Source organism: Streptomyces sp. CC224B (assembly GCF_030010595.1).
Classification (GTDB): domain Bacteria; phylum Actinomycetota; class Actinomycetes; order Streptomycetales; family Streptomycetaceae; genus Streptomyces; species Streptomyces longispororuber.
Window position 1 is genome coordinate 1 of record NZ_JASCXL010000057.1, and the last position, 23,708, is coordinate 23,708.

The window sequence follows — 23,708 nt, forward strand, 5'->3', positions numbered from 1 at the left end:
GGGCGGGGGGGGCCCGGGCGGGGGGGCGGGGGGGGGGGGGGCGGGGGGGCGGGGGGGGGGGGGGGGGGGGGACGCAGGGGCGCGGGGCGGGGGGCCCGGCGACGGGCGGGGCGCCCCAGGGAAGCGCCCCGCCCGTCGCCGTACGGCAGCGGCTCAGCAGGTGCGGCCCACGTAGTGAGCGCCCTGGACCTTGTCGGCGGAGCCCAGCCAGGTCCTGCCGGGGCCGACGCACCGCTCGTAGTCGGGCGCCAGCGCGACCCGCACCTGGATCACCACGCGGGAGCCGTCCGACGTGCAGTGGTTGTAGTAGGCGTCGGACTGGGTCTCGTAGAAGCCGCACGGATAGGCGGCCGCCGGGGTCGCGGCGGCGGTCACCGCTCCCAGTGACGTCAGCGCGAGAGCGGCCGAACCGAGAGCGCCGATGACCTTACGACGGATGCGCACCACAGAACTCCTAGGTCAGAGGAAAGGGGGCCGGGGACCCCGCGGGGCCCGCCGGTCGCCGGTCGTCGGCCCGAGGCTCCCCACGGGCGGCGCGCCGGATGCCGGAGCGCCGCGCGCGTCACCTGGCGCATCGTTTCGGCGTGCGCCGATCGGGTGAACGTCGGGGGATTGCCGCCCGCGGGCCCGCCCTCAGGTGCCCGGCTCCGCCGGGGAGTGCGGCAGCGCCTCCCGCCGCAGGTGCTCCGCGAGGGCCGTGGCGGCGGGTGACGCGGCCCCGCCGCGCACCCCCCACGCCAGCAGGAGCTGACGGCGCGCCCAGTGGTCCCGCAACGCGCACACGTCCAGCCGCTGGTGGGCGCCGACCGCGCGGCGTGGCACGACGGCGAGCCCCACGCCCGCGGCCACCAGGGAGACCACGGTGGACAGCCCCGCGACGCTGGTGCGGTGGCGGACCACGGGCGCGTGCGGGCCGAGGTGCTCCTCGATCCAGCGGCGCAGCGACGCCCCGGCGTCGAGCCCCACCAGCGGATGCTCGGCGACCTCGCTGTACGCCAGCGCGGTCCGCCCGGCGAGGACCCCGCCCGCCTGGCCGATCACCACCAGGGAGTCGTCGCCGAGGGGCTCCAGGGCCAGGCCGCAGTCGCGGGCCTCCGCGTCGACGACGACGCCCAGGTCCGCCTCGCCGTCGGCGAGCGCCCGCACGGTGTCGGGGGTCCGGCTCTCGCGGACCGTGACATCCACGTCCGGATGCGCGCGCAGGAACGTCACCAGGGCCCGCGGCACCAGTTCGTGCATCGCGGACCCGCCGCCGAGCAGCGTCAGGGGCGCGCCGGGGGACCGGGCGTAGCTCGCGACGGCGCTCTCCAGCCGGGCGGTGTGGGCGAGCACGTCGCGCGCGTGCCGGGCGAGGGCCGTCCCCGCCGGGGTGGGCCGCACCCCTCGCCGCCCCCGGACCAGCAGCGCCACCCCCGCCTGCCGCTCCAGCGAACGCACCCGGGCGCTCGCCGACGGCAGGCTGAGACGCATCCGGCGGGCACCCGCCGTGATCGAGCCCTCCGCCACGATGTCCAGGAAGAGCCGCAGGTCGTCCAAGTCGTACCGCATCCCCGTGAGCCTATGGCACAGCCTTAGGCAGGCTGCGCGGATTCCGCATTGTGGAGCCGGTGCCGCACGCGTGATCCTCGGGGGGTGTCCGCGTTGCTGTGGGTCCTGTCGGCCGGTGCTGTGGCCGGGGTGCTGAACGCCCTCGGCGGGGGCGGCACGTTCGTGGCGCTGCCCGCGCTCGTCGCGGCCGGTGCGGCGCCGGTGACGGCGAACGCGTCGTCGACCGTGGCGCTCCTGCCCGGCGCCGCCGTCAGCGCGTGGGTGTACCGCCGCGACATCAGGCCGGTCGGGCCGGTGCCGACGGCCGCCCTGACGGCGGTCAGCGCGGTGGGCGGCGGGCTCGGCGCGGGCCTGCTCCTCACGCTGCCCGCGGCGTCCTTCGACGCGGCGGTCCCGTGGCTCCTCGCCTTCGCCACCCTGGTCCTCGCCTTCGGACGCCGCCTCGCACGGGCGCCGGACAGCGTGACCGGACACGCGTCGGGCCTCAGCCCCACGGCCGTGCTCGTCGGCCAGTTCCTGCTCGCCCTGTACGGCGGATACTTCGGCGGAGCCGTAGGCATCATGATGATGGCCTTGTGGTGCAGCGGCCTCGGGGTCGATCCGGCGGTCAGCAACCCGCTGCGCACCGTCCAGATCGTGGCCGTCAACTCCACCGCCGCCCTGCTGTTCCTCGTCGCCTCCGACGCGCTGGACACCCCGTGGCTCCTGGCCGCCCTGCTGTCCGGCGCGGTGGTGGGCGGTTTCACCGGCGCCCACCTCGCCCGCCGCCTGTCCGCACGGCTGCTGCGCGGCGTCGTCCTGACCACCGCCGTGACCATGACGGCCCTCTCCTTCCTGCGGGGTTGAGGCGGGCGACATGAGCGACAGCGAGCCCGGGCGCCCGGACGCCTGCCCGGATGCCCCCGCGTGCCCGGTCGACCCCTCGTATCCGGTCTCCCGCGTACGTGGACGCGGCCCGTGCCCGGCTGGTGCCGGCCCACGCGGCGTACGAGGTCTCCGAACTCGTGCGCGCCGCCGTCCCCGTCGCCCGCGGCGCACTGCGCACCGACGGGGGCCCCGTCTCGGCGGGCGCGACCCTGGCCGACGCCGCCGACGTGCTGGCCGCCGCACGGCGCCTGCTCGAAGCCGCGGTCGTGTACGAGCGCGTCGGCGGCGCCGACTGGCAGCGGGTCGGCGCCGCGCTCGGCGTACCGGGTGACGTCGCGCGCGACCTCTTCGCGGCGGCCGAGGCCCGCCGACGGACCGAGCTGCGCCGCCCCGGCGCGGCCCGGGGGAGCTGGTGGCGGGCCCACGCGCTGGAGGCGCCGCACGCGGCGGCACGGGACCTCGACGAGTGGGTGCTGCGCCACGCCGACGGCGAGCACGGGCTCGGCGCGGCGCCGGTGTCGGGCGGCCTGGAGAGTGCCGCGTCCGCCGCGCCGGAGGCGGGTGTCACCCGCGCGGCGGCGCCGCCCCCGCCCGCAGAGCGCGCTCCCCGCCCCGCAGGGCCAGCGCGTGATTGACCCGGAACAGCGGCCGGGCCAGAGGCATCCAGCGCCTCAGTGCGGCCTTGCGGACGGTCACGTACTGGGTGAGGAAGGCGACGCAGCCCCGCTGCCGGTCCGGGCGCACGGCCCAGCGGACGCTTCCGGTGAGGTCCCCGTCAAGCGCCGCCTCCAGGACGCGCCGGTCCGGGTCCTCGACGACCGCCGTCAGCCGGACCGCAAGCGCGTAGGGGAGCGCGGACCTGATGACGGCCGCGCACTCCCGCTCCCCGGTGCGCCGCACGGAGCGGAACGCGGGCCACCACAGCGGATAGGCCTCCACGTCGGCGAGCTTCGCGTAGAGGGCGTCCGGCGGCAGCGGGGCCCGCCAGAAGCCGGTGAGGCGGATGTCATGACGGTGCACGCGGTTCTCCTTCGCCGGTCCGGAACTGCTCGGGGGCGCAGCACCGGCGGCACCTCGCACCGCCCCGACGGGCCGCACGCGGCACACCCCTCCGACCCGACGGGCCGAGCACGCCGTACCGCTCCCGTCCGACGGGCCGCACGCGGCGCACCCCTCCGGCCCGACGGCCGCAGGCGTCAGACCGCCAGCACCGACACCCCCGCCTCCGTGAACCGCGCGGCCGCCTCCTCGGTGACGGCCGTGTCCGTCACCAGGGTGTCCACCTGCTCCGCCGCGCAGATGCGCGCGAACGCGCGCCGGCCGAGCTTCGTCGCGTCGGCCGCGACCACGACCCGCGTGGCGCGCTCGCACAACAGCCGGTTGACCGCCGCCTCGTCCTCGTCGTGGGCGGTCGCCCCGTACGCCACGTCGAAGGCGCCGACCCCGAGCACCGCCACGTCCAGCGAGATCTGGCCCAGCACTCCGCCGGCGAGCGGGCCCGTGAGCTCGTACGACTGCGGGCGGGCCACCCCACCGGTGACCACGATCTTGAACTGGGGGCGTACGGCCAGCTCGTTGGCGATGTTCAGGGCGTTGGTGACGATCGTCAGGGCCGGGGACCCGGTGGCCAGCCCGGTCCGCACCGCGAGCGCCCGGGCGACCTCCGTGGTCGTCGTGCCGCCGGTCAGGCCGAGCACCTCGCCGGGGGCGATCAGGTCCGCCACCGCCTTCGCGATGCGCTGCTTCTCGGAGGCCTGCCGGGCGGTCTTGTAGCGCAGCGGCAGCTCGTAGGAGACGCCGTGGACGACCGCGCCGCCCCGGGTGCGCACCAGCATCTGCTGCTCGGCGAGCTGGTCGAAGTCGCGGCGGATGGTCGCGGCCGAGACGCCGAGCGCCGTCGCCGCCTCCTCGACGTCGAGCCTGCCCCGGTCCACGAGCAGTTCGAGCAGCTCCTGCCAGCGGGCGTCGCGCGACATCCGCACCTCCACTCGGTTCCCACGCACTCTGCGTCACGACCCTAGCTCACCGTACGAATGCTTGATTGTGCTCGGAACTCGGCCATATATTGCAGAAACGAGCACCGCGCTCCGTGGTGCATGAGAACTCTCAGGCCTCTTCAGGACTCGTCAGGGTGGGAGCCGTCATGAGCCATGCCGGGAACGAACTGAGCAGCCAGCCCGCGTGCTGGACCCGCGCCGCCACTCTCGCGGCGCACCACGGCGCCGCGCTGCCGGAGCCGGGCGAGCGTGTCGCCGTGGTCGGCTGCGGAACCTCCTTCTTCATGGCGCAGGCCGTCGCCGCGCTCCGCGAGGGCGCCGGGCTCGGGGAGACCGACGCCTTCGCCGCCTCCGAGTTCCCCCCGGCGCGCCGCTACGACCGGGTCGTCGCCCTCACCCGCTCCGGCACCACGACCGAGGTGCTCGACCTGCTGGCCGGGCTCCGCGGCCGGACCCGCACCACCGCCGTCACGGCCGACCCGGACACCCCCGTGCGGGAGGCGGTGGACGACCTCGTGGTGCTCGACTTCGCCGACGAGGAGTCGGTCGTCCAGACCCGCTTCGCCACCACGGCGCTCACCCTGCTCCGCGCCCACCTGGGCCTGCACACCGACCAGGCCGTCGCCGACGCCCGGACCGCGCTCGCCGAACCGCTGCCCGCCGGGCTCGTGGAGTGCACCCAGTTCACCTTCCTCGGCCGCGGCTGGACCGCCGGTCTCGCCCAGGAGGCCGCGCTGAAGATGCGCGAGGCGTCGCTGTCCTGGACCGAGGCGTACCCCGCCATGGAGTACCGGCACGGGCCGATCAGCGTCTCCACCGGCACGACCGCGACCTGGATGTTCGGCCGGGCGCCGGAAGGCCTCGCCGAGGAGGTCCGGGCGACCGGCGCCCTGTGGATCGAGGGCGCCCTGGACCCGCTGGCCGAGCTGGTGCGCGTCCAGCGCCTGGCGCTCGCGGTGGCCGCGGCGCGGGGCCTCGACCCCGACCGGCCACGCCACCTGCGCCGCTCCGTCATCCTCGACGCGCGCTGACCGGGACGGGGGGAACCTGATGCCGCTGGCACAGACCGGGGTCCTCGTCGCCGAGGCCGCCGCCAAGCGCCGCGCCGTCGCGGCCTTCAACATCATCACGCTGGAGCACGCCGAGGCCGTGGTCGCCGGGGCCGAGGCCGCCGCGTCCCCGGTCGTGCTCCAGGTGAGCGAGAACGCGGTCACGTACCGCTACGGGCGCATCCTGCCCCTGGCCCGCGCCGCGGTCGCCCTCGCGGAGGCCGCGACCGTGCCGGTCGCCCTGCACCTCGACCACGTCACCCAGGACGCCCTGCTCCGGCAGGCCGCCGACGCCGGGTTCAGCTCCGTGATGTACGACGCCTCGCACCTGCCCTACCGGCAGAACCTGATCGCGACCCGCGCCGCCGCCGACTGGGCGCACAGCCAGGGCCTCTGGGTGGAGGCGGAGCTGGGGCAGGTCGGCGGGAAGGACGGCAAGCCGCCGCTGGACGCGCACGCGCCCGGCGCGCGCACCGGGCCGCTGGAGGCGTGCGAGTTCACCGCCGAGTCCGGTGTCGACGCGCTGGCCGTCGCCATCGGCAGCGTGCACGCCATGACCTCGCGGACCGCCTCCCTCGACCACGCCCTGCTCTCCCGCCTCCGCCGGGCGCTGCGGGTCCCGCTCGTGCTGCACGGCTCCTCCGGCGTCCCGGACGACGAACTGGCCCGGGCCGTCGCGGGCGGCATCGCCAAGGTCAACATCGGCACGGCGCTCAACCTCGCCATGACCAACGCGATCCGCGCCTACCTCGCCGACCACCCGGAGGCGGTGGACACGCGCAGCTACCTGACCGTGGGCCGCCAGGCCATGGCCACCACCGCCACGCACCTGATCGGCGTGCTCGACGCGGGCGCGTAGCCCCCCGCGCCCCGGCCGGGCGGGCTCGGCGCCCGCCCGGTCTCACCCCCGTCCCGTCGCGCCCTCCGGCCGCGCCCGTCCGGCCTCGATCGCCCGTACCGCGGCCCGGCGGGCGTGCGCCGCCGGCTCCGGTGAGCGGGTGATGCCCGCGGTCACCATCGCGCCCTCCGCGAGCAGGAACAGCTCCTCGGCCAGCTCCCGCTCCAGGCCGGCCTCCCGCACGAGCCCGGCGAGGTAGTCCTTGAACGCCGCCTTGTGGTGCCCGACCTGCCGGGCGACGGGTTCCGACGTGGCGCCCAGCTCTCCGTACGCGTTGATCCACGCGCAGCCGTGGAACTCGGGCTCCGCGAACCACTCGCCCAGCCAGTCGAACACCGCGACGACCCGCCGCTCGGGCTCCGCATACCGGTCGGCGTACGCGGCCAGACGCTGCCGCCACCGCCTGTCGCGGCGCTCCAGGTACGCCTCGACGAGCTGCTCCTTCGCCGGGAAGAGCTGGTAGAGGCGCTTGAGCGAGACCCCCGACGCGTCGCGGACGTCGGCCATGCCGACCGCGTGCACGCTGCGGCTGTAGAAGAGCCGCTCGGCCGCGTCCAGCGCGCGTTCCCTGGCGACCGTGCTGTCCATCGGCCGGGGCCTCCTGATGCGAAGAGCGAAAGAACAAGGAGAAGAAAGGACAAAGGGCAGAAGAGTGAAGGGCGAGCGCAGCGTATCGCCGTCCCCGCAGGGTGATCCGCGCCACTTCCCCTACCGGGGAGAACCATCATTCTCTACGGTGGTGCGCACCGGACGGAGAATCATCATTCTCCTACGCGCACCGGTCCGGTGACGACCCCAGAGGAAGGAGCCGGACATGGCGCCACGCCCCCCGTTCCCGCCGTTCGACGAGGAGGCCGCTCTCCGCAAGGTGCAGGCGGCCGAGGACGCCTGGAACACCCGTGACCCCGAGCGCGTGGCGCTCGCCTACACCGAGGACTCCGTCTGGCGGAACCGCGACCGCTTCCTCACGGGCCGGGACGCGATCGTGTCCTTCCTCCGCGACAAGTGGGACCGCGAACTGGACTACGCGCTCCGCAAGAACCTCTGGGACTTCCACGGCGACCGGATCGCCGTACGGTTCCAGTACGAGTTCCGCGATGCGGGCGGCCAGTGGTGGCGCGCCTACGGCAACGAGCTGTGGGAGTTCGCCGAGGACGGCCTGATGCGCCGCAGGGAGGCGAGCATCAACGACCTCCGGATCACCGAGGCGGAGCGGCGCATCTTCGGTCCGCGTACGGACACCGGACGCGAAGGGCCGCTCCCGGTGCGGTGAGGGTCCGCTTACGCGGCGCGGGCGGCGGGAGTCACCGGCACGGGGACGTTCGTCCGGAGGGCACGGGGACGTTCGTCCGGAGGGTGCGGGGCCGCTCATGTGGAGGGTGCGGTGTCGCTCATGCGGAGGGCGCGGGGCCGCTCACGCGGAGCGCTGCGGGCTGCCGAAGAGGAGGTCGTAGCCGGGTGGGAGCTGGAGCAGGATCCGGTTCATCAGCTCGTGGCCCGCGAGGTCGGACACGACGCTGAGCACGGCGCCGACGTCCCACGTCGCCGTCCGCTCGGAGGCGCCCTCGATCCAGGCCGACGTGGCACGGACGAACCGCTCGGGCGACAGCGGTTCGTGCGCCTGGAGGGGGTTGAGCAGCACCAGCGCCAAGGTGTCCGGGAGCCGGGCGGCCAGCTCGGCCCGTACGTCGCCCACGAGGTGGGCGCCCAGCAGGCCCAGCACGACGCGGGCCGCTCGTTCGGCCTCCTCCTGCGTGGGGTACTCGCCGCGCTCCCGGACTGCTGCCAGGAACGCGTCCCAGTTCATGCGCATGAGCGTCCTTCCGGTCCGGCGGTGGTGCCCGGCCGGCGGGCGGCGCGCCGTGCCCCGCCCGCCGGCCACCTCTCGGTCAGCCGCGGATCTGCTTGCGGCTGTCCCCGCCGCTGATCGAGATCTTGCGGGGCTTGGCCTGCTCGGCGACCGGGACGGTCAGGCGCAGCACGCCGGCGTCGTAGGAGGCGTCGATGCGCTCGGTGTCCAGGGTCTCGCCCAGGAAGAGCTGGCGGCTGAAGGTTCCGGTGGGGCGCTCGGCCACCACCACGTCCACGCCCTCGCCCACGCTGGGGCGGCGTTCAGCCCTGACGGTCAGCACGTTGCGCGCGACGTCGAGGTCGATCGTCTCGGGGTCGACGCCGGGGAGGTCCAGTTCGACGACGAAGGTGTCGCCGTCGCGGAAGGCGTCCAGCGGCATGGCCACCGGTCGGGTGTGCGTGCCCAGGAGCTGCTGGGTGAGGCGGTCCAGCTCACGGAAGGGGTCCGTACGCATCAGCATCGTTCACCACTCCCTTCGCATCGGGATGCCGGGATGCGTCAACCTCGCTTCCTTATATAACTCCGAGGAGAAAAATTGACAAGGGGTGGCGCAAGTCGGAGCGCCACCTCGGAGGCCTCAAAGGCGCCACCTCGGAGGCGACGCGGAGCGGGGGCCTACGCCGCTCCGGCGTTGTCCCGCTCCAGTGCCGCGCGCAGCCAGTCGTCCGTGGAGCCCGGGGTCGGCATCGGACTGCCGCCCGGCGGTGTGAGTACCACGGCCGCAAGCTCCCAGTACCGGTCCAGGCGGGGCTCGGCCGCGAGCCGCGCGGCCAGCAGGCGGCGGAACCCGCGGGTGTCCCGGCTGCCGTACGCGCCCGCGTACGCCGCCACGTACGCGTCCAGCGCCTCGCCCGGGTACGGGTCCCGCACCCGGCGCAGCAGCGGGCCCGCGAGTTCGTACGCCTCGGCGAGGCCCGCGTACAGCGCGGCCACCTCGCGGGCCCCCGCCGCGCGGTGCACCTCGGGCTGGGGGCGGCGGCCGTCCGGGCAGGGGGCCGAGGTCATGGCGTGCAGCCGGGCGAAGGCCAGCACCTGCGCCGGCTCCGGATCGTCCGGCGGCTGCGGAACGGCCACCTCCAGGAACGCCGACGTCGCCCGGGCCGGCATCCGCGGCGGCAGCCAGGCACGCCAGAAGCGGGCCAGCGGCGCCGTGCTCGGCGGGACGCTCACCGCGCCGATCAGCCGCAGCCGGTCCGCCTGCTCCCCGGGCGGGCACTCCCGCACCAGCCGCAGCGCCGCCTCGCGCCAGCGCAACGCCCGCAGCTCGCCGCCCAGTTCGCGCAGGCGGTCCGCGACGGCGTCCTCGAGGACCCGGCCCGCCGTGTCCTCGTCGTCGAGGACACGGCCTATCTCGGGCAGCGGCAGGTCGAGGGTCCGCAGGGAGCGGATCAGCCGCAGCCGCTCCAGCGCCTCGGGGCCGTACCTGCGGTGCCCGCCGCCGCTGCGGGAGGCCGCGGGCAGCAGGCCGCGGTCGGAGTAGAAGCGGACGGTCTTCACGGTGGCACCCGCGCGCTCGGCGAGTTCACCGATGCTCCAGAGCACCTCGGGCGACGACAGCGGAACCTCCCTTGAACCTCCCCTCGGGGGAGTTCCTACGGTACCGGCGCACGCGGGCCGGGCGTACGCCCCGGTCCGCCGACCACGGCGTACGCGACCGGCGTGACGCCGGGTGACGAACCGGAGGAGAGGACCATGACCGTTTTCATCATGGTGGCGGGCGTGTTCACCGGCGCCCACGTGTGGCAGGAGACCGCCGAGCGGCTGGCCGCGGCGGGCGGTGAGGTGCACGCGGTGCCGCTCACCGGGCTGGACGCCGACCGCCCCGCCGCGTCGGGCCCGGTCGGCCTGGAGACGCACATCGCGGACGTGCTCGCGGTGCTCGACGCCGTGGACCCGGTGGGCCCAGAGGGTGCTGCGGACACAGTGGACCGGGTGGACCGGGTGGATTGGGTGGATTGGGTGGACCGGGTGGACCGGGTGGACCGGGCGGACGGGGTGGACCGGGCGGACGGGGTGGACACGGTGGACGGTATGGACACGGTGGACGGGGTGGACGCGGTGTCCGGCCGGGACATCGTGCTCGTCGGCCACGACTACGGCATCCACCCGGCGCTCGGCGCCGCCGACCGGCGGCCGGGACGCGTCGCGCGCGTCGTGTACCTCGACTGCGGGATGCCGCAGAACGGCGTCCCGGCCCTGGCGGCCGTACCGGACCAGGCGCTGCGCGCGGAGCTGGCCGAGCGGGCCCGAGCCGGTGAGCGCGGCGGGGAGTTGGCGCCGCCGGGCCGGGACGAGTGGCAGCGCTGGGGCAGTACCGCCGACATCCCCGGCGCGGCCCTCGACCGGCTCACCGCCCTGGCCGCGCCGCAGCCGCTGGACACCCTGCTCCAGCCGCTGCGGCTCACCGGGGCGGCCGCCGCGGTGCCCACCACCGGGGTGCTGTGCACCCGCAACGGCGTCAGCGTGGACCTGGTGCAGCGGCTCGTCGACCTCGGCGACCCGATGGCGGCGGCCCTGGCCGACCCGCGGGTCACCTTCTTCGAACTGCCCACCGGGCACTGGCCGATGCTGTCCCGCCCCGCCGACCTGGCCGACGTCCTGCTGCGGGCCGCGGCCGGCGAGGGGCGCCGCCTGTGCCCGGCCGGGGCCGCCGGGACGCCGCCCGCCCATCTGCGGCCGTTCCCGCTGGACCTCCCCGCACCGCCCCGGGACCGCAGGGGACAGGTCGACCTGTACGTGCCCGACGCCGAGGGCCCGCTCCCGGCCGTGGTCGTCGTGCACGGCGGCCCGGTGCCCGCCGGGGTCCGGCCGACCCCGCGCGAGTGGCCGACCCTGGTGGGGTACGCCCGCCTGGCGGCCGCCGAGGGCGTGGTCGGCGCGACCCTCGACCACCGGCTGCACGACATCGGGGACTACGAGCGCGCCGCCGCGGACGTCGCCGCCGCGGTCGAACTGGTGCGGGCCGACCCGCGGGTGGACGCCGACCGCGTCGCCCTGTGGTTCTTCTCCGGCGGCGGACCGCTCGCCGCGCACTGGCTGGCGGAGCCCCCGTCCTGGCTGCGCTGCCTGGCCGCCTCCTACCCGATCCTGGAACCCCTCCCCAACTGGGGCATGGGCGACAGCCGGTTCAACCCGGTGCGCGCGGTCGCGCGGGCGGGCACCCTGCCCCTCGTCCTGCTGCGCGCGGGACGGGAGACGCCCGAAATCGCCGCCACCGTCGAGGCGTTCGTGGCCGCCGCCAAGGACAGCGGAGCGCGCCTCGACCTGGTCGACGTCCCCAACGGCCATCACGGCTTCGAGACCCTCGACGCGCCCGAGGAGACCCGCCCGGCCCTGCGTCAGGCGATGCGCACGGTCGTGGCCCACCTGACCGGCCGACCCTCCTGACCGGCCGTTCCGTCCAACCGGCCGTTCCGACTGACCGCCTGGCCGCCTGACCGACTGAACCGCCTGGCCGGTTGACGCGCGGGCCGGTCACCGGGGCGCGGCGGTCGCCGGGACGCCGTCCCTGCCGCCGCCCCCGGGGCGTCACAGGAGAACAAGGCCGAGATAGTGGACATATCGCCCGAGGTGGAGCACGGTGGGCGCACCATCGGCAGCCGCTCGCACGGCCGTCGCACCGCCACTCCCAGGACGACGCATGCGCACACAGATCATCGACGCCATCCGCGCGCGGCTGCAGGACCGGGGCCTGGACGCCTACCTCGCCTACACGCCGTCGAACGTCTTCTATGTGACCGGCTTCCCCAGCTTCTTCCTGATGGAGTGGTGGCGGATGCTGGGCACCGTCCTCGCCGTCGTGCCGGCCGACCCCGCGCAGCCGCCGGCCCTGGTGGTCAGCGACTTCGAAGCGGGGCAGGCCCGCGAGGACTCGGGCTTCGCGGACGTCAGGTCGTTCCGGGGGTGGGCCGAACTGCGCGACGCCGCCGACCTGGCCGGTCCCGCGGCCCCCGGCAGCCGCCCGGCGCTGTACGACACCGCCGAGCAGGACGCGGTCCTGCGCTCCGTGCTCGCCGACCGTGGCCTGCTGGCCGGCCGGATCGGCACGGACCTGCGCCACGTCCTGCACGACACCGTGCGCCGCGTCGCCGCGTACGCCGCCGGGTTGACCTGGGCGGACATGACGGACGACCTCTACGAGCTGCGCAGCGTGAAGTTCGACTTCGAGATCGAGCGGCTGCGGCGGGCCACGGAGCTGTCCGAGGCGGGCATGCGGCACGCCGTCGCGGACCTGCGCCCGGGACTCACCGCGAGCGACATGCGCCTGCGGTACCGGCAGGGCGTGCTCGACGCGGCCGTGGCCGACGCGCGCTACGCCGGCTGCACGGACGAGTGGGTCCTGCCGGCGATCGGCCGGGGCGCCGGGGGCGGGGCCGGTCTTTCGGACGGCGACCTGATCAAATTCGACTGCGGCACCACCGTGGACGGCTACCGCGGCGACGGCGGCCGGACCTTCGCCTACCGCACCGTGCGCCCCGCGGCGCGGCGCCTGTACGACGTCCTCCTCGGCGCGCACGAGAAGGCGTGCGCGGCCGTGCGCCCCGGTACGCCGGCACGGGAGGTGTTCCGCGCGGCCGAGCGGCACATCCGCGCCGGCGGCTATCCGTCCTTCACCCGCGGCCACTACGGGCACTCCGTCGGCATCGACACCTTCCACGAGGAGCCGCCGTACCTCAGCGCCGAGGAGGACCGGCCGCTGCGGCCCGGGATGGTCCTGGCGGTCGAGACGCCCGCGTACGCCTCCGACACCGGAGCCATCATGATCGAGGACCTGGTGGTGGTGACGGAGGACGGCCACGAGGTCCTGCACCGGCTGCCGCACGAGCTGACGGTGGTGGGCTGACCCGGCGCCCCCGGGCACCGGTCGGCCGGCACGCGTACGACACCGCGGCGGGCCGCCAGGGGCAACGCGGGCCCGCGCCACCGGAGTCGTATCAGTCGTGTCAGCGGTACGTCAGCCGGCGGTGCCAGGGTCGCCCCTCACGGTGTGCGAGCGCGGCGGTTCCTACCGGGTCGCAGCGGAGCGCGGTCGCAGCGGAGCGAGGGGGCGGGCGGCATGGGTGGCGGAGGACGAAGAACGCCGACGGCGGCAGGCGCACGGGCGGCCGGCCGCTCCCGGCCCGGCTGCGGGCCCCGCGCCCTGTGCCGGTGTGCCGTGCTGGTCCTGTGGGTGCTGGCGCTGCTCACCGTGCCGGCGCCGTCCGGCGCGGCGGCCGGCACGAAGGGCCCGGCCGCGGCATCCGGCTCCCAGTCAAGGGCCCCCGTGGCCGGTCCCGCGGGCGTCGACACGCCGGTCAACATCCTCAACGCCCACACCGGACGGTGTGTGGAGGTCGCGGACTCCTCGACGGCCGACGGAGCCCCCGTACGGCAGGCCGACTGCGCGGGCCAGCCGGGCGCCCGCTGGCTGGTGCGCGCCTCCTCCGCGGGCGGGGGCGCGGTCCTGCTGGTGAACGCGCACAGTGGCAAGTGCCTGGCGGTGGAGACGCGGACGGTGCCCGGCAGGCCCGCGGGGCCGCGCGTCGAGCAGTGGGGCTGCGCCGGTCACCCCGGTGTCGACCTCCTGCTCGACAGCAGGGAGGAGCACGCCTGGATCCGCACCGCCCTGGCACCGGCGACCCCCTGCCTGGAAGTGGAGAACTCCGCCACCCGCAGCGGCGCCCCGATCGTCCTGGCCGCCTGCGCGCAGCAGAAGGGCATCGCCTTCCAGCAGCGCCCCGACCGCGTCGGCAACGAGATCCGGCGGGACGACCTCAGCGCCCTGTACGCGTACGACGACAAGGGGACGGTGCTCTTCAGGTTCCCGACGAACCAGGCCGGCGGCTTCGAGGTGCCCAGCACCCCGTACAGCTCGCCCCCCGGGACCTGGAACGCCGCCGAGAGCGGCTTCACCGCGGGCGACTTCAACGGGGACGGCCACCGCGACGCGGCGCTCTTCAAGGGCGCCCCGGACGGCTCCGCCGCGCTGCTCACCCTGCTGGGCGGGAAGGACGGCGGGTACGCGGCGCCGGTGAAGTCGTGGGAACGCCCGCCGGGCAACTGGTGGGGCAGCCGGACGAAGCTCACGGCGGGGGACTACGACGGCGACGGCCGCGACGAACTGGCCGCGTTCTACGGCTACCACGACGGCTCGGTGTCCCTGTGGCGCTTCGAGACCACCGCACAGGGCGGCTTCCAGACGCCGACCGTCCGGTGGAGAGCCCCGCCGGGCACCTGGAACTTCGACGAGAGCCACTTCGTCTCGGGCGACTACGACGCCGACGGCCGGTCCGACGTCCTGCTCTTCCAGGGCACCCGCGACGGCGCGGTGACGTTCCACACCCTGCTCGGCACGGCGGGCGAGGGCTTCGCCGCCCCGCTCACCTCCTGGTCCCGTCCGCCGGGCAACTGGTGGGGCAGTCAGACGAAGCTCACGGCGGGCGACTACGACGGCGACGGCCGCGACGAACTGGGCGCGCTCTACGGCTACCCCGACGGGTCGGTCTCCCTGTGGCGCTTCACACCGACCGGGCAGGGCGGCTTCGAGGTCCCGACCGTGGCGTGGAAGTCCCCCCAGGGCGCCTGGACCTTCCGGCACAGCCACGCCGCCTCCGGCGACTACAACGGGGACGGCCGCCAGGACATCGCCCTCTTCAAGGGCGAGAACAACGGCGTGGCGGCGCTCCTCACCCTGCTCGGCAAGCCCGAGGGCGGCCTGCACGCCCCGCTGACGTCCTGGGAGCGTCCCCCGGGCTCCTGGTACGGCGACCACGTCAGGCTGCCCACCACCTGACGGCGCGAACGCCCGCCGGGGGCCGGGGCGTTGCTCCGGCGCCGGTGTGCCGCGGCGGGGCGTTGGCTAGGGTGACGGACGGAGGGCCGGTCCCGGTGCCCCCGGACCGTGCGCGGAGGCCGGGCTGTGAGCGCGGGGCCGTTGTGAGACGTGTGAGCCGTGTCCGAGGCGACGGGGGCTTGGTGTGGGGACGACCGGGGCGTGGGCGGGCGCCGGGGCGCGCCCTCACCGTGTCGTACGGAGCCAGGAGCCGGAGAGCCGGCGCCGTCCGCCGGTCGCGGCGGGCCGGCGCGGGGCGGCCGGGCACGGCGGGGGAGTGAGCGGCCGGCCGGAGGCCGCGGTGCTGCCGTCACCGCTGCGCGCCTGGCTGGGACCGGTCGCGGTGCTCGCCGCGCTGGTGGTCGTCGTCCTCGGGGCCCTGTACGCCGGTCACGGCGAGCCCGGCACGGTGGACCGGTGGATCGTCGACCCGACGGCCGACAGCGTGCGGCCGCCGTGGCGGCGCGTCGCCCTGGCCACGGACTTCCTGGGGGAGCCCGCCGGAGCGGCGACGCTGGTCGTGGCCGCCGTGACGGGCTGCCTGCTGCTGCGGCGGCCCCGCGCGGCGGTGTTCGCCGTGGTCGGCACCGGCACGGCCGTGGCGGCGGTGACGCTGCTCAAGCCGCTGGTGGGGCGCACCATCCACGGCGACGGCAACCTGTCCTACCCGAGCGGCCACACCGCCTTCCTCACCGCGCTCGCCCTCACGGTGGCGCTGCTCGCGGCCGGCCGGCCCGGCGTCGGCAGGGCGGCCGGGGCGTCGCTGGTGCTCGCCGCGGCGCTGGTGGCCGGGGCCGCCATGGGGTGGGCGCAGGTCGCCCTGGGCGCGCACTATCCGACCGACGTCCTCGGCGGCTGGTGCGCCGCGCTGGCGGTGGTACCGGCGACGGGGTGGCTGGTCGACCGGGCGGCCGACCGGCTGGACGACCGGACGCCCGGCACCGGTCGGCGCGAGCCGCAGTGACGTGCCGTCACGCCCGGCGGCGGAACACCGGTCGCACCGGCCGCCCGCCCAGCCAGGGCGTGGGGTCACCGGCGTCCAGCGCCTTGCGGTACACCGCGCACGCCTGGGCCACCGCGCCGACGGTGTGCTCGATGTCGGCGTCGCTCAGCGCGGCGCTCACCACGAACGACGGCGCGAGCACCCCGCCCGCGAGGAGCCGGCGCAGGAACAGGGTGCGGTACTCCTGCGACGGCCGCCCGCCCCCGTCGAGGGTGGCGAACACCAGGTTGCTGGCCCGGCCCCGGACGACGACGTGGTCGCCGACGCCCGCGCCCGCCGCGGCCTCGCGGACACCGGCCGCCAACCGCTCGCCGAGCGCGTGCAGGCGGGCGGTGACGCCCTCCTCGACGTAGGTGGCCTGCACGGCCATCGCGGCGGCCAGGGAGTGCGTCTCCGCGCCATGCGTGGTGGACAGCAGGAACACCCGGTCGCCCGAGTGGCGAAGACCGCCCCGCTCCATGAGCGCGCGGCGCCCGGCGAGGGCGGACACGGCGAACCCGTTGCCGAGGGCCTTGCCGAACGTGGAGAGGTCGGGGACGACGCCGTACAGGCCCTGCGCGCCCGCCTCGGACCAGCGGAAACCGGTGATCATCTCGTCGAACACCAGGACGCAGCCGTGCCGGTCGGCAAGGTCGCGCAGGCCCGCCAGGTACCCGGGCGGGGGCTCGGTGTGGGTGGCGGGTTCGAGGACCAGGCAGGCGACCTTGTCCCGGTGGCGGGCGAGCAGCTCCTCCGTGGCGGCCAGGTCGCCGTAGGGGAACGCCACGGTGAGCTCGGTGGTCGCCGCCGGGACGCCCGCGGACAGCGGCGTGGTGCCGATGAACCAGTCGTCCACGGAGAAGAACGGGTGGTCGGCGCAGATCGCCACCCGGGGGCGGCCGGTGGCCGCGCGCGCGAGGCGCACGGCCGCCGTGGTGGCGTCGGAGCCGTTCTTCGCGAACTTCACCATCTCGGCGGTCGGCACCGTGGCCAGGAAGCGCTCGGCGGCCTCGACCTCCACGACGGACGGGCGGGCGAAGTTGCTGCCGCGGTCGAGCTGGCGCCGCACCGCCTCCGTCACGCGCGGGTGGGCGTGGCCGAGGCTGACCGACCGCAGCCCGGAGCCGTACTCGACGTAGCGGTTGCCGTCGACGTCCCACACGTGGGCGCCGCGGCCGTGGCTGATGACCGGGGCCAGGCCCTCGGGGTACTGGTCGTCGCCCTTGGCGTAGGTGTGCGCGCCCCCGGGGACCATGGCGTGCAGCCGCTCGTTCGCCGCCCGCGACCGGGGCAGGGTGAACTCTTCGTCGTCCACGGCGGGTTCAGCCCTCCCTCTGCTTCAGTACGTCGGCGAGGCTCGGCGCCCTCCGGTCCCGCCGGGACACGAGGGTGACCGGCAGCGGCCACGGAACGGCGAGCTCCGGGTCGTCGAAGGCGATCGTCACGTCCTCGGCCGGATCGTGCGGGCGGTCGATCCGGTACGAGGTGTCGGCGGACCCGGTCAGCGCCTGGAAGCCGTGCGCGCATCCCGCCGGGACGTACAGGGTCACCTGCGTGTCGCCGGACAGCTCGAAGGAGGCCACGTTGCGGTAGGTCGGCGAGTCGGGCCGCAGGTCCACGACGACGTCGAAGATCCTCCCGTACGAGCACCGCACCAGCTTGGCCTCGCCCGCGCCGGAGCGCAGGTGCAGACCGCGCACCACGCCCCGGGCCGAGCGGGAGAGGCTGTCCTGGACGAAGGCGCCCGGGTCGAGGCCCACCGAGCGGACCAGGTCGGCGTCGAAGGTGCGGCAGAAGAAGCCGCGCTCGTCGGCGTGGGGCGTCGGCTCGAAGAGGTAGGCGCCCTGGATCGCCGGGACCTCGGTCGCTTTCATGGGGTCTCCTGCCGTGCGGTGGCCTTGAACAGGGTTTCGGTCAAGGCGGTGAACTGGTGGGCGAGTTGCCGCGCGGCGTCCTCGTTCCGCTCGGCGAGGGTCCGCCGCAGCTCCGCCGATCGCTTCTCCAGCTCCCGGAACTGCTCGAGGAGCCGGTCGGCGTCGACCTCGCGGGCCGGGTGGCAGTACGCGCCGAGCCCCATCCGGTCCATGAGGGCGTCGCTCTTCGCCGCGTAACTGAGCGCGAGCGTGGGCGTGCCGGCCTTCAGCGCGCAGACCAGGTTGTGGTACCGGGTGGCCACCACGGCGTCGGCGGCCGCCGCCTCCCGCATCAGGTCGGTGAGACAGGCTGCTCCGGACGCCGTGACCAGGGGCGAGTCCACCGCTTCGACGATCGCGGCGACCACCGGCGCGTCACACGCGTCGCCGGTCAGCAGCCGGACGCGCCGGCCCTCCGCGACCAGCGCGCGCACGAACCGGGTCGTCCCGTCGAGGTAGCGGTGGTGGATCTCGTCGGCCCGGGCCCGGTCGTCGTTGCCGCCGTGGAAGTCCATGACGCCGACGCAGACCGTGCCCGGAGCAGCGGCCGCGGGCGGTGCCGGCAGGGCGAAGGCGAGGTCCGGGCAGACCTCGTCGCGCGCGGTGTCCACGCCCATGGCCCGCATCGCGTCGCGGGACAGGGTGTCGCGGTACGACCGGTACGCGGCGAGCCGTGCCGCCCAGCGCACCAGGGCCCGGGTCGGCCGGTCGCGGATCGCGTCCGCGCCGACGCCGACCAGCGCGACCCGGGTGCCGAACAGCCGGCCGCTCGCGCAGAGCAGGAACAGCGCGTACGGGAAGCCCCAGGGACGCAGCGGCAGCGTGGCCTCCAGGACGCCCATGCCGGGGACGATCACCACGTCGTGGCGGCGCACCCAGGCGGCGGTGCGGGCGGCGTCGACGAGTTTGCCCAGGCCCTTCGCCGCGACGGCGCCCGCGCGGGACGCGGTCCGGTACTCGCCGCGGTACCAGTGCAGCCGGGTCGCGGGGATGCCGTACCGGGCCGTGACGGTCCCGGGTCCGCCGCACAGCGCGTCCACGACCGCCTCCGGGTGCTCGGCGCGCACATGGCCGAGCACGGCTTCGAGCGACCCGTCGTTGCCGAGGTTGCCGGAGCCGAGCAGGCCGAACACCCCGACGCGGGCGGCGGTCACCCCTGCCGTCCCGCGCGCCCGGCCACGAGCGCGTCGACGGAGACGGTGAGCCGGTCCGGGTCGACCGGGGCGCGGTCCTCGACCCGCTCACCGGCGCCCGGCCGGGTCCGGCTGGCCATCCACGCGGCCAGGTGGCGGTAGCACGCCCGCCGGTCGGCCGAGGACAGCGGCGCTCGGCGGATCGCCGCGACGAAGCCCCAGACGTACTCGGCCAGCAGCCGGGGCGTCGGGTGCAGCACACCGGCCCGGCGCGGGTCCAGGTTGACGCACCGGGAGCGCTTGGACGGGTTCGCCCGCTCGGCGCGGGCCGGGTGGTCGCGGCGGAAGTACAGCAGCTCCGGCACCTGGTGGAAGCGCCCGTGCAGGGCGATCTCGGCGACGAACGTGCGGTCCGCGTGGTGGTAGCTGTCGTGCGGCTTCACCCGGCGCAGCACGTCGGCCCGCATCACCCCGTAGAAGTCGTCGCCGCCGGGCTCGAAGAGCAGGCTGCGGAAGCGCTCGGGCGCACGGGGCGAGTCGGTGGCGAGCGTGTACGCGTACGGGACCTTCACCTTGCCGTCGCCGTCGATGACGGCCTGGTCGGTGTGCGCCAGGACCACGTCGGGGTGTTCGTCCAGCGCCTCCACGCAGCGCCGCAGCAGGTCCCGGGCGTACAGGTCGTCGTGCGAGGCCCACTTGAACAGCTCGCCGCGGCAGCGCGTGAACACGTAGTTGTGGTTCGGCGCGGCACCGATGTTGCGGGGCAGCCGGAGGTAGCGGATACGCGTGTCCCGCGCGGCGTACGCGCGGCAGATGTCCTGGGTTGCGTCGGTCGAGGCGTTGTCGGTGATGACCAGCTCGAAGTCCTCGTAGGTCTGGCCGAGCAGGGCGTCGAGTGACTCGGCGAGGTACTCCTCGCCGTTGTACACGGGCAGGCCGATGCTCAGCCGGGGGTGTCTCCGAGGGGCAGTCATGACGTCCTCACTTCGGGAAGGGTGTTCTGCTGGTGCTCGCGCAGGGCCGACCGCAGGTGCAGCCACCACACGGCGGAGCCGCAGACGGTCGCGGCGGCGACGCCCCAGGCCGAGCCGGCGGTCCCGGCGAGGGCCGCGCCGCCGAGCCCGCCGCCCACGTAGCAGGCGGAGGCGATCAGTTGGCTGCGCAGGCTGCGCCGGGCCGCGCCGAGCGCGCGCAGGCCGGCCGCCGCGCCGGTGCCGAGTCCGGCGCCCGCCACGCCGAGCGTGACCGGCACGACGAGGTCCGACGCGGCGCCCCAGACGCCGCCGAGGACGAGTTCCCCGGCCCGGTCCGGCACGAGGAGCAGCGCCCCGCCCCACAGCAGCGCGGCGGCGGCCTGTCCGCCGCCGAGCACGAGGCAGAACGGGCCGAGGCGGTGCGGGGCCCGCCGCAGCACGCGTGCCGCCTCCGCGACGGTGACCAGGGAGAGCCCCATCAGGAGGGCGAGGAAGGGGCCGAGCAGGAGTTCCGCGCCCCGGATGACGCCCACCGCGCCGACGCCGACGATCGCGCCGAGCCCGTACGCCCGGAGCTGGCTCGCGCCGCTGTTGCTGACGTTCTCGACCAGGTACCGGGAGCCGAGGTCGCGGTGGTCGCGCAGCCACGCGCGCGCTCCGGTCAGGTGGGGCCGGACGCCGGACTGGAAGCAGCCGTACGCCGCGGCCACGGCCGCGGATCCGCCCCAGGCGAGCACGAAGGCGGCCACGGTACCCACGCGACCCGCCAGCACCAGGGCCGGGACGAGCGCGACCCCCCACACGAGGTCGTTGAGGAACGCCTTGCGCCCGGCCCCGGCGGCGAAGAACGCGAACCGCCACGCGTCCTGCAGCAGCAGCCCCGGCAGGACGACACCGAGGCAGGCGAACGCGGTCCCCACCCGGCCGCCGAAGGCGAGCCCCGCCACCAGGGACACCGCGCCGAGGGCGGTACCGGCGCCGAGCGCGGTACCCGCCGACCGGGCCGCCGCCCCGCGCCAGGACGCCTCCGGCACGCCGCTGAAGCGCACCATGAGCGGGTCGGTGGCCAGGCCGCGGGAGACGTTGAGGACCACGCCGTAGGTCACCCACGCCAGGCTGAACACGCCGAACGCGGTCAGCCCGAGCGAGCGCGCCACGTAGATGCCCACCGCGAAGTTGGTCATGCTGGAGGCCGCCTGGTCGGCGAGGCCCCAGGACAGCCGTCCGGCGACGGCCCACCGGGTGGATCCGCCCGGCGGCCGCGTTCGCCCGCTCCCGGTGGTCATCGGCGTCACGCCTTGAGCAGCCCGGCGGCGGCCAGGGCGTCGGCCGCGGCGGCGACGGTGTCGAACGAGAGGCCGGACCGCTCGGCCACGTCGAGCAGGCCGTGCTCGCCGTCGGAGAGGCTGAGCACCCACAGCATGGCCATCTGCGCCTGCTTGGCGTCGCTGCGGCCGCCGATCGCGTCGTACAGCCCGCGCCGCCCCAACTGCGGTTCGCCGTACGGGCTGAGGTTGACGTACCGCCGGTTGCGGTCGAGGACGGCGAACGCCTCGCGGCAGACGGCGAGCGTGTCCGCCATCGCCTCCGGGGCGACGAAGTCCAGATCGTCCGCCGAGGTGTGGTACTCGGGGTAGCCGGCGTACGGGGTCCGGGTGAGCGAGCCCACGCCGAGGTCGAACCCGGGGGAGCAGAACTGCCGCTCGTCGTAGCCGTAGGGCGTGAACTCCCTGATCTCGTGCGGCCGTTCGGAGGTGGTGAGGACGTGCCGCAGCACCTGGTCGATCTCCGCGTCGCCGCGCCTGCTCCGCTTGTACGTCAGGTGGCCCCGGTCACCGGCGCAGGCCAGCACCAGGCCGTGTTTGACCAGGCCGATCCGCTCCCTGTTCCGGGCCAGCCAGGTGATCGCCCCGATGGTGCCGGGCGCGAAGAGGAACCGGTAGGTGTAGTAGGGGCTCCGCCGCGCCAGCTCCCGGGCCAGGAACGTGGCCACCGCGATGCCCGCCAGGTTGTCGTTGGCCAGCGACGGGTGGCAGACGTGGCAGGAGACGACGACCTCGTCGGGGACCCGGCCGGGGACCACGTGCTCGGCGTAGGTGAGGTGGCCGTCGGCGAGCGTGGAGTCGATCCGCACCTCGTACGTACCGTCCGGCAGCGCGTCCAGGGTCTCCTGCGCCAGGCAGAACCCCCAGTCCGGCTTGTAGTAGCTGGTGCGGTACGGCACCCAGGACGGGTGCTCCGGCAGGGTGTGCAGGTGCGGGCGCAGCTCGGCCAGCGGCATCGTGGCCGACACCGGCACGCTGTAGCCGAGCACGTGCAGGCTCGACGCGGCGAAGTCGACGACCCGGCGGCCGGAGGCGTCGGCGACGTACGCGTCCCGGATGTTCCACTCCTGCGGCACCGTCCAGTCGAGCACCCGCGTCCCGGTCGGCACCTCGTGCACGTCCAGCGGGACGTACTCGCCGACGATGTCCAGGGTGGCGCGCACCCCGTCCCCGGTGATGCTCCGGCACAGCGGGTACAGCCGCTCCACCAGGGCGTACATCTCCTCGCCGGTCGCGGTCTGCGGCCGTACGCCCACCGGCCGTTCGCCCGTCGCGGTGTCCGGCTCCTGACCCGCCGCGGTCTGCGGCCTCTCGCCCGCCGTGGTCACCGGCGCCGCCGCAGGGTGTCGTCGACCGCGCCCGCGTCCGACGCCGCGCGCAGCACGGCCAGGCGGGTGAAGCGCTGCTCGAAGCCCTCGCGGGTCAGCCCGTGCGCGCGGTAGGCGTCGGCGAGTTCGAGGGCGCCCCGCTTCACCGTCCACGCGCAGTCGAATCCGGGACCCCCCGCCAACGCAGCGCGGAACCGGGAGAAGTCCACCCGGTAGGAGCGCGGGTCGGCGCCGGTCTCGCCGGTGATCTTCACCTGGGAGCCGGACACCGCCTCGGCGACCTGTGCGGCGATCTCGGCGACGGTGACGTTGTTGGTCTCGCTGCCGATGTTGAAGGCCCGGTCGTGGACCGCCTCGCGCGGCGCGGCCAGTGCGGCCGTGAAGGCCCGCGCGATGTCGGCGGCGTGCACCAGCGGGCGCCAGGGGGTGCCGTCGGACAGCACGAGGACCTCGCCGGACAGCAGCGCGTGGCCCACCAGGTTGTTCAGCACGATGTCGGCGCGCAGCCGGGGCGAGTACCCGAACGCGGTGGCGTTGCGCAGGAACACCGGGCTGAAGTCGCCGTCGGCCAGCGCGTGCAGGTCGTCCTCCACCCGCACCTTGGACTCCGCGTACGGCGTGACGGGGCGCAGCGGGGCGTCCTCGTCCACCAGGTCGTCACCGCCGGCGGCGCCGTAGACCGAGCACGTCGACGCGTACAGGAAGCGCCGCACCCCGGCGTCGCGGGCCAGTCGGGCGAGGCGTACGGAGGCGTGGTGGTTGATGTCGTAGGTGAGCTCCGGCGCCAGCGCGCCCAGCGGGTCGTTGGAGAGCGCGGCCAGGTGGATCACGGCGTCCACCCCGGCGACGTGGTCGGCGGTGACGTCGCGCAGGTCCACCTGGTGCCCCGGCGGGTCCGCGGGCGGCGGGCCGAGGACGCAGTCGGCGAACAGGCCGGCGTCGAGACCGACGACCTCGTGCCCGGCGGCCGCGAGGACCGGGGCCATCACGGTGCCCAGGTAGCCCTGGTGTCCGGTCAGCAGCACGCGCAA

At 75.5% G+C, this 23,708-nt stretch carries 24 protein-coding genes; 9 read left to right on the top strand and 15 right to left on the bottom strand.

Annotation, left to right across the window (positions count from 1 at the left end; translation table 11 throughout):
- Positions 1-153 precede the first annotated feature (153 nt).
- Together QK440_RS22490 and QK440_RS22495 are read right to left on the bottom strand one after the other, a co-directional pair.
- Complete coding sequence (locus QK440_RS22490; protein WP_282794976.1) at positions 154-444, bottom strand: DUF6355 family natural product biosynthesis protein; 291 nt, start codon at positions 442-444, stop codon at positions 154-156.
- A 189-nt stretch (positions 445-633) separates the two neighbouring features.
- Positions 634-1,548 (bottom strand): LysR substrate-binding domain-containing protein, encoded by a 915-nt coding sequence (locus QK440_RS22495; RefSeq protein ID WP_282794977.1) that lies wholly within the window; start codon positions 1,546-1,548, stop codon positions 634-636.
- Positions 1,549-1,632: 84 nt separating this feature from the next.
- On the opposite strand from QK440_RS22495, the gene QK440_RS22500 reads away from it, so the two are divergent.
- A complete protein-coding gene (locus QK440_RS22500) occupies positions 1,633-2,394 on the top strand; it encodes a sulfite exporter TauE/SafE family protein (protein ID WP_282794978.1) in 762 nt (253 codons plus the stop codon).
- 98 nt (positions 2,395-2,492) lie between these two features.
- On the top strand, positions 2,493-3,050 hold the full coding sequence (locus QK440_RS22505) for a hypothetical protein (protein ID WP_282794979.1): 558 nt from the start codon (positions 2,493-2,495) through the stop codon (positions 3,048-3,050).
- Here QK440_RS22505 and QK440_RS22510 read toward each other — a convergent pair.
- Together QK440_RS22510 and QK440_RS22515 are read right to left on the bottom strand one after the other, a co-directional pair.
- A complete protein-coding gene (locus tag QK440_RS22510; protein ID WP_282794980.1) occupies positions 2,980-3,435 on the bottom strand; it encodes a polyketide cyclase in 456 nt (151 codons plus the stop codon). The two genes, QK440_RS22505 and QK440_RS22510, sit on opposite strands and share 71 nt — an antisense overlap.
- A 176-nt stretch (positions 3,436-3,611) precedes the next feature.
- Positions 3,612-4,391: a DeoR/GlpR family DNA-binding transcription regulator gene (locus QK440_RS22515; protein ID WP_282794981.1), complete on the bottom strand. Its 780-nt coding sequence runs from the start codon at positions 4,389-4,391 to the stop codon at positions 3,612-3,614.
- Between the two features lie 167 nt (positions 4,392-4,558).
- On the opposite strand from QK440_RS22515, the gene QK440_RS22520 reads away from it, so the two are divergent.
- Both QK440_RS22520 and QK440_RS22525 read left to right on the top strand, forming a co-directional pair.
- Positions 4,559-5,443, top strand: coding sequence for a sugar isomerase (locus QK440_RS22520; protein ID WP_282794982.1), 885 nt, complete (start codon positions 4,559-4,561; stop codon positions 5,441-5,443).
- 19 nt (positions 5,444-5,462) lie between these two features.
- The gene (locus tag QK440_RS22525) at positions 5,463-6,320 is read left to right on the top strand and encodes a ketose-bisphosphate aldolase (RefSeq protein ID WP_282794983.1); all 858 of its coding nucleotides are present in this window, start codon (positions 5,463-5,465) and stop codon (positions 6,318-6,320) included.
- Between the two features lie 42 nt (positions 6,321-6,362).
- On the opposite strand, the gene QK440_RS22530 is transcribed toward QK440_RS22525, so the two are convergent.
- A complete protein-coding gene (locus QK440_RS22530) occupies positions 6,363-6,947 on the bottom strand; it encodes a TetR/AcrR family transcriptional regulator (RefSeq protein WP_282794984.1) in 585 nt (194 codons plus the stop codon).
- 226 nt (positions 6,948-7,173) lie between these two features.
- On the opposite strand from QK440_RS22530, the gene QK440_RS22535 reads away from it, so the two are divergent.
- On the top strand, positions 7,174-7,632 hold the full coding sequence (locus QK440_RS22535; protein WP_282794985.1) for a nuclear transport factor 2 family protein: 459 nt from the start codon (positions 7,174-7,176) through the stop codon (positions 7,630-7,632).
- 141 nt (positions 7,633-7,773) lie between these two features.
- Here QK440_RS22535 and QK440_RS22540 read toward each other — a convergent pair whose 3' ends face one another.
- The 3 genes from QK440_RS22540 to QK440_RS22550 all read right to left on the bottom strand — a co-directional run bounded on the left by QK440_RS22540 (position 7,774) and on the right by QK440_RS22550 (position 9,753).
- Entirely contained in the window at positions 7,774-8,172 is a 399-nt protein-coding gene (locus QK440_RS22540; RefSeq protein WP_282794986.1) for a DUF2267 domain-containing protein, read from the bottom strand.
- A 76-nt stretch (positions 8,173-8,248) separates the two neighbouring features.
- Complete coding sequence (locus QK440_RS22545; protein ID WP_282794987.1) at positions 8,249-8,671, bottom strand: Hsp20/alpha crystallin family protein; 423 nt, start codon at positions 8,669-8,671, stop codon at positions 8,249-8,251.
- 155 nt (positions 8,672-8,826) lie between these two features.
- On the bottom strand, positions 8,827-9,753 hold the full coding sequence (locus QK440_RS22550) for a MerR family transcriptional regulator (protein ID WP_282794988.1): 927 nt from the start codon (positions 9,751-9,753) through the stop codon (positions 8,827-8,829).
- Between the two features lie 150 nt (positions 9,754-9,903).
- Between QK440_RS22550 and QK440_RS22555 the strand changes: the two genes are divergently transcribed.
- The 4 genes from QK440_RS22555 (at position 9,904) to QK440_RS22570 (ending at position 15,986) form a co-directional block, all read left to right on the top strand.
- Positions 9,904-11,598, top strand: a complete 1,695-nt coding sequence (locus QK440_RS22555) for an alpha/beta hydrolase (protein WP_282794989.1) — start codon at positions 9,904-9,906, stop codon at positions 11,596-11,598.
- A 253-nt stretch (positions 11,599-11,851) separates the two neighbouring features.
- The gene (locus QK440_RS22560) at positions 11,852-13,054 is read left to right on the top strand and encodes a Xaa-Pro peptidase family protein (RefSeq protein WP_282794990.1); all 1,203 of its coding nucleotides are present in this window, start codon (positions 11,852-11,854) and stop codon (positions 13,052-13,054) included.
- Positions 13,055-13,366: 312 nt separating this feature from the next.
- Positions 13,367-14,983: an FG-GAP-like repeat-containing protein gene (locus QK440_RS22565; RefSeq protein WP_282794991.1), complete on the top strand. Its 1,617-nt coding sequence runs from the start codon at positions 13,367-13,369 to the stop codon at positions 14,981-14,983.
- 316 nt (positions 14,984-15,299) lie between these two features.
- Positions 15,300-15,986: a phosphatase PAP2 family protein gene (locus QK440_RS22570; RefSeq protein ID WP_282794992.1), complete on the top strand. Its 687-nt coding sequence runs from the start codon at positions 15,300-15,302 to the stop codon at positions 15,984-15,986.
- Between the two features lie 7 nt (positions 15,987-15,993).
- Here QK440_RS22570 and QK440_RS22575 read toward each other — a convergent pair whose 3' ends face one another.
- The 7 genes from QK440_RS22575 to QK440_RS22605 form a co-directional block, all read right to left on the bottom strand.
- Positions 15,994-17,319 (bottom strand): glutamate-1-semialdehyde 2,1-aminomutase, encoded by a 1,326-nt coding sequence (locus tag QK440_RS22575; protein WP_282794993.1) that lies wholly within the window; start codon positions 17,317-17,319, stop codon positions 15,994-15,996.
- 7 nt (positions 17,320-17,326) lie between these two features.
- On the bottom strand, positions 17,327-17,878 hold the full coding sequence (gene rfbC, locus QK440_RS22580) for a dTDP-4-dehydrorhamnose 3,5-epimerase (protein ID WP_282794994.1): 552 nt from the start codon (positions 17,876-17,878) through the stop codon (positions 17,327-17,329).
- Entirely contained in the window at positions 17,875-19,071 is a 1,197-nt protein-coding gene (locus QK440_RS22585; protein ID WP_282794995.1) for a polysaccharide pyruvyl transferase family protein, read from the bottom strand. Before QK440_RS22585 ends, rfbC begins: the two co-directional genes overlap by 4 nt.
- On the bottom strand, positions 19,068-20,024 hold the full coding sequence (locus QK440_RS22590) for a glycosyltransferase family 2 protein (protein WP_282794996.1): 957 nt from the start codon (positions 20,022-20,024) through the stop codon (positions 19,068-19,070). Before QK440_RS22590 ends, QK440_RS22585 begins: the two co-directional genes overlap by 4 nt.
- Positions 20,021-21,310, bottom strand: coding sequence for a hypothetical protein (locus QK440_RS22595; protein WP_282794997.1), 1,290 nt, complete (start codon positions 21,308-21,310; stop codon positions 20,021-20,023). The genes QK440_RS22590 and QK440_RS22595 overlap by 4 nt, the downstream gene beginning before the upstream one ends.
- A gap of 5 nt (positions 21,311-21,315) precedes the next feature.
- Complete coding sequence (locus QK440_RS22600; RefSeq protein ID WP_282795031.1) at positions 21,316-22,569, bottom strand: DUF4910 domain-containing protein; 1,254 nt, start codon at positions 22,567-22,569, stop codon at positions 21,316-21,318.
- A gap of 104 nt (positions 22,570-22,673) precedes the next feature.
- Positions 22,674-23,708, bottom strand: coding sequence for an SDR family oxidoreductase (locus QK440_RS22605; RefSeq protein WP_282794998.1), 1,035 nt, complete (start codon positions 23,706-23,708; stop codon positions 22,674-22,676).

Coding starts and splice junctions, on each gene's coding strand:
- QK440_RS22545 (WP_282794987.1), bottom strand. CDS start 8,671: ATGCTGATGCGTACGGACCCCTTCCGTGAGCTGGACCGCCTCACCCAG.
- QK440_RS22520 (WP_282794982.1), top strand. CDS start 4,559: ATGAGCCATGCCGGGAACGAACTGAGCAGCCAGCCCGCGTGCTGGACC.
- QK440_RS22495 (WP_282794977.1), bottom strand. CDS start 1,548: ATGCGGTACGACTTGGACGACCTGCGGCTCTTCCTGGACATCGTGGCG.
- QK440_RS22600 (WP_282795031.1), bottom strand. CDS start 22,569: ATGTACGCCCTGGTGGAGCGGCTGTACCCGCTGTGCCGGAGCATCACC.
- QK440_RS22595 (WP_282794997.1), bottom strand. CDS start 21,310: ATGACCACCGGGAGCGGGCGAACGCGGCCGCCGGGCGGATCCACCCGG.
- QK440_RS22555 (WP_282794989.1), top strand. CDS start 9,904: ATGACCGTTTTCATCATGGTGGCGGGCGTGTTCACCGGCGCCCACGTG.
- QK440_RS22590 (WP_282794996.1), bottom strand. CDS start 20,024: ATGACTGCCCCTCGGAGACACCCCCGGCTGAGCATCGGCCTGCCCGTG.
- QK440_RS22560 (WP_282794990.1), top strand. CDS start 11,852: ATGCGCACACAGATCATCGACGCCATCCGCGCGCGGCTGCAGGACCGG.
- QK440_RS22525 (WP_282794983.1), top strand. CDS start 5,463: ATGCCGCTGGCACAGACCGGGGTCCTCGTCGCCGAGGCCGCCGCCAAG.
- QK440_RS22535 (WP_282794985.1), top strand. CDS start 7,174: ATGGCGCCACGCCCCCCGTTCCCGCCGTTCGACGAGGAGGCCGCTCTC.
- QK440_RS22515 (WP_282794981.1), bottom strand. CDS start 4,391: ATGTCGCGCGACGCCCGCTGGCAGGAGCTGCTCGAACTGCTCGTGGAC.
- QK440_RS22530 (WP_282794984.1), bottom strand. CDS start 6,947: ATGGACAGCACGGTCGCCAGGGAACGCGCGCTGGACGCGGCCGAGCGG.
- rfbC (WP_282794994.1), bottom strand. CDS start 17,878: ATGAAAGCGACCGAGGTCCCGGCGATCCAGGGCGCCTACCTCTTCGAG.
- QK440_RS22540 (WP_282794986.1), bottom strand. CDS start 8,172: ATGCGCATGAACTGGGACGCGTTCCTGGCAGCAGTCCGGGAGCGCGGC.